At 59.5% G+C, this 4,189-nt stretch carries 3 protein-coding genes, 2 tRNA genes and 2 pseudogenes; 2 read left to right on the top strand and 5 right to left on the bottom strand.

Annotation, left to right across the window (positions count from 1 at the left end):
* Nucleotides 1-485 (top strand): annotated as a pseudogene (locus AC13CR_RS01060) (hypothetical protein); the annotation flags it as partial.
* Here AC13CR_RS01060 and AC13CR_RS01055 read toward each other — a convergent pair.
* The 5 genes from AC13CR_RS01055 to AC13CR_RS01035 form a co-directional block, all read right to left on the bottom strand.
* Nucleotides 469-1,008, bottom strand: coding sequence for a uracil-DNA glycosylase (locus tag AC13CR_RS01055; RefSeq protein WP_482900269.1), 540 nt, complete (start codon nucleotides 1,006-1,008; stop codon nucleotides 469-471). The pseudogene AC13CR_RS01060 and the gene AC13CR_RS01055 overlap by 17 nt on opposite strands.
* Before the next feature lie 131 nt (nucleotides 1,009-1,139).
* Nucleotides 1,140-2,297: a pyrophosphatase gene (locus AC13CR_RS01050; RefSeq protein WP_482900268.1), complete on the bottom strand. Its 1,158-nt coding sequence runs from the start codon at nucleotides 2,295-2,297 to the stop codon at nucleotides 1,140-1,142.
* Nucleotides 2,294-2,503 (bottom strand): hypothetical protein, encoded by a 210-nt coding sequence (locus tag AC13CR_RS01045; protein WP_482900267.1) that lies wholly within the window; start codon nucleotides 2,501-2,503, stop codon nucleotides 2,294-2,296. The genes AC13CR_RS01050 and AC13CR_RS01045 overlap by 4 nt, the downstream gene beginning before the upstream one ends.
* Before the next feature lie 387 nt (nucleotides 2,504-2,890).
* A tRNA-Leu gene (locus AC13CR_RS01040) sits at nucleotides 2,891-2,976 on the bottom strand.
* Nucleotide 2,977: 1 nt separating this feature from the next.
* Nucleotides 2,978-3,053, bottom strand: a tRNA-Ile gene (locus tag AC13CR_RS01035).
* Nucleotides 3,054-3,325: 272 nt separating this feature from the next.
* On the opposite strand from AC13CR_RS01035, the pseudogene AC13CR_RS01030 reads away from it, so the two are divergent.
* Nucleotides 3,326-4,048 (top strand): annotated as a pseudogene (locus AC13CR_RS01030) (ArdC family protein); the annotation flags it as partial.
* Nucleotides 4,049-4,189: the final 141 nt, after the last annotated feature.

Below are 4,189 nucleotides of genomic sequence, written 5' to 3'. Positions count from 1 at the left end.
TTTCATGCTGCCTTGCGCCATCCAAAACCATCCGCACAGCGCGTTCGCGCACTTCCGGTGAATACTTGTTTGTTGTCTTTGTCATGATGCTCCATCCTGCTCATGAGTTGGAGCCTCCGGCAAACCCGGTGCGGTTCAGTTTCTACGAGAACCGGTATGAGATCATCATCTCGGACCCGGTGCGAGACATGCGGAAGGCGACGAACCGGCAATGCCTGAGCATGATCGAACTGAAACCCGAACGGGACGGCCCGCTGCACATGCTCGTGGTCTATCGCAACCACTATTATGTGCAGAAGACCTTGGGGAACCTTCTGGGACTGGGGCGGCTGCTCGGCTTCATCGCCCGCGAGAGCGGCTTCGAGGTTGGCACGCTGACTGTGAACTCGACAGCCGCCCGCATCGAGACGGATGGCTGGAGCAAGGCCGAGGTGACTGCCTTGATCGATGATTGCTCTGCGCGCCTGCTCAGGCAGGCAGCGTGAACAGGTCCGGCGTTCGGGCCGGGGGCAGGGCGTAGGCCTCTTCGATCTGGGCGATGAAGGTGTTCTGCCCGCCATAGCTCGGATGGCGGACCTGTGTGGCCTCGATCCCCAGTTCGTCGACGGCACGGTGCGCGTCACCCCCGATGGCAATCACGGTCTCCGGCTGCAGCAGCTCCATGATCTCGTGAAGGAACCGGGCACAGGCCTGGCGCTCGCGCTTTGTATGGCAGCGATTGCTCATTGGTTCGTCGGGTTCGTGCGGGTGTAGCGGGAAGACGTTCCACAGGAAGACCGGTTCGGCCAAACGCTGCAGCATCTGCCAGATAACGGTCGCCGTGCGCTCACCGACCGCTGGTCCGTTGGTCGCCTTCTCCACCGGCAACCCCTGAAACAGCGAGCTGTAGCTGTCGAGGTGGACCTCATCAGTGAGGGCGAGGCCCGTGCGGCGACCCCCACGATAGCCAAGATCGCGGGCAATCCAAACCGTGCGAACCTGCAGGTCGATAGCCGTATTCAGGCTCATGACCAGATTTCGCTGCCGACGGTGCGGCGCGTCGCTACGGTCATGCAGTGGACAACGATCAGCATAGGGATTGAAGACATTGTCGAGAGAGACAGCGCTCAATGCTCCAACGAAAGTTTCTACCGCCGCACTCATAGCTTGTCGTACCGAATGGATCGCGCGTCGAGATCAATGGTGACACGGCCGCCACGATGAACGCGGACGGCTCGGAAGATTTCATAGCCTTGCAAGATTGCTTCCTCCCATAGCCAAAGGGGACAGGTTTCCGCTTCGTAGCCGGACACGAACCGGCGCACGGATTTGAGCAGCCCGTAGTCGAGGGCCGTGATGCCCTCGAACAGAGCCAGGTGTTGCGCATGGTTGAAGATCCAGGTGGCGATCCCTTCTTCGATCAGAACCGCGCGGGCGCCGTCCTGCACTTCATCAATCCGGGAATCGCTCTTGCGCTTGACCCGGAGCAGTCGCCGGAGAGTCGGCGACCATCCGAGATGCGCTGCATAGGACAAATGAAAGACATCATGGAAGCGGTAATCGTCGTCGTCGTCGCGGTTGTCGGTCAAGGGATCTCCGACCGGCTTGCCGTCGCAGGTTAGTCGGGCCATTGTTCTGCCGTTAAGTTCGACCTCTTCGATATCGATTACCAGTTGCCGCGGCAGCTGCTCGTGGACCGGAAACGCCTCATCGAACAGCGGCGGGTAGTGCCGCTCGACGGGCCAGCGATCAAGTATCTTCGTTAGATTGGCCCTGGCAGCATCTTCAAGCGTGATGCCGGCCTCATGGGCGGCGGCGCGCAGCGCTCGCAAAACGCCGATCAAGCGTCCCTTGAGCGCGGAGCGATTGCGCTCAAGCCGGCCGGCCGCGTGATCGGTCATCAACAGACCCACCTCGCCAGCGAGCTTCAGCAGTGTCTGCTCAAAAGCTGGTGTTGGTGAGGTCGACACTCCGACGGCGGGCGTCTCAATGGCGGCAAAGCTCAACTCGGCGAAGCCGGTCGATTGCCAGTCCGCGAGACTGCGGTCAAGGTTGATCGCCAGTTCGTCGAGGCCGAGCCTGGCGCGGAAGGCGAGAGCTGTGAGATACCAGAGTACGTCGCCCAACTCTTCGACCACAGAATCCTTATAGCCGAGATAGGCAATAGGATCGCGCTGCTTCTTCTTCACCTCGCTGAGCAGGCTGCCGGTTTCCCCGAAAAGGCCGAGGAGGTGGAAGTCGAGGCCTGGATCATCGGAGCGCCGCTGGTCCGTCTTCCGCGCTTCAGCCTGATATTCGGCAATCGTGAAAGTTTTCATGGCGATTTCCGCCGGTCGACCAGCGCTTCCTTGGGGACATGAAAACCATAGGCATCGAGCGCGCGCAGGACGATCACGCGAATTGTCTCACCTGAATCTGCAGCCCGGAGGGCGATTTCGCGTTTGGTAGCAGCGGGCAAAAAGAGCTGCAGTGTCGGCTCTTTGTCGGCGGTGTCAGTCGCAGGTGGCGCAAACTCAGATTTCATGATTTCACTATTTCATGAAGTAGTCGCGGACTCAAGGCAATACTGCCCGGCTCCCAACGCAGACTGAAGACAGTCAGCTTAGGCAAGAATGCTGTTGCCGGGGATAGGTTCTAAAAACTGGTGAAGATCGGCGAAGCTGCACATAGCCCTGGAAGATTTGATGGCCGACGCCTTGTTCATCGCGGCGTGAGTTGACGAAGGCATTGTGGTCGAAACGGGGCATGCTGAACTCCTATGATGGGGTTCAGCCAGTTCAGCACGGGCCGTTCAGTGTTCCGAAATCACCCGACCAAGGGCCACGATAATGGCCCCTCTTATCGAACGAACCTTCCTTGGCCATTGCACACTGGTCTTTACATGATGTCGCACTGCGTTGCGGGCCGATTCTGGTGCGGACAGCGGGACTCGAACCCGCACGCTCGATCGAGCAGGAGATTTTAAGTCTCCGGTGTCTACCATTCCACCATGTCCGCGTGGTGCCTCGGGCAGGATTCGAACCTGCGACCTAACCGTTATGAGCGGTCAGCTCTAACCGCTGAGCTACCGAGGCACGTGGGGATCACTAAATGAGCGAATTCGGTGTCTTGCTCAAGGGTCTTAGGGTCAGCTTGGCGAGATTTCTGGGCTTCCGCTGGACGGATGCCGAAAGGCACTTCGTGTCAGTGATACGAAAAAAGTAAAAGCAAGCTTTGGGTTTTGCCGGATCCGGAGTCACGGGGTGAGGGTCTGGCAGGGTTCTGGACGGACCCTGCCAGACCCTCCAAGGGTGTTTTCCTGACGGTACCTCCGGGTCTTCACGCTTACCAGACACCGGAGATCATCATGGCCAAATCCAGCAAGCCAAAGTTCGACGCCGCGGCGTCGATCACCAACGAACTCATTAAGATCATCGACCGGGGCGTACTGCCCTGGCGCAAGCCCTGGACGGTCGGCGGCAGTTCTGTGCCGCTCCGCCAGAACGGCGAACCCTATCAGGGCGTCAATAACTTCTTGCTGACCATGCGCACCATGATGGCCGGATACACCTCGCCCTACTGGATGACGTTGAGGCAGGCGAACGAGCTCGATGCGAAAGTCATCAAGGGCTCGAAATCGTCGGTGGTCGTCTATTATGGAACGGCCGAGCGCGAACAGGTCGAAAGCGCCCACGGCGGGGAGGCGGAAACCGAAGACCCCAAAACCATCCCCTTCCTGAAATCCTACCGTGTCTTTAACGCCGATCAGATCGAGGGGTTGGACCCTCGCTTCCATCCCGCTGCGGCCGAACCGGAAGTTCACCCCGAACGCGCACCGATCCCGCATATGCAGAGCTTCTTCGAGGCAATCGGTGCCAATGTCAGCTTCTCTGGTCGCGAAGCATGTTACGTCCCGAACCTTGACAAGATTTACATGCCCCCGATCGAGCTCTTCGAGAATCCGCAGAATTTCTACGCTGTCTGGGGCCACGAGCTTGGCCACTGGACGAAACCCCGGCACCGCCTGAACCGCAGCTATGGCGACGCTCGGTTCGGGAACACGGCCTATGCCCGCGAAGAGATTGTGGCCTTATCTTGACAGTCTGCACCGCATGCCACCTTGCCGTAGGATGGGTGACAGGCGTTGACGGTAGGCAGTTTTCAGGCTGGCCGCCGCGCTTACCAAAGAGCTGGCGGCGGCCAGCCTGAGAACTGCCGGGCCGAAGCGTGC

This window comes from Paracoccus sp. L-17 (assembly GCF_056857655.1).
This window is presented reverse-complemented; position numbering and strand designations above follow the sequence as displayed.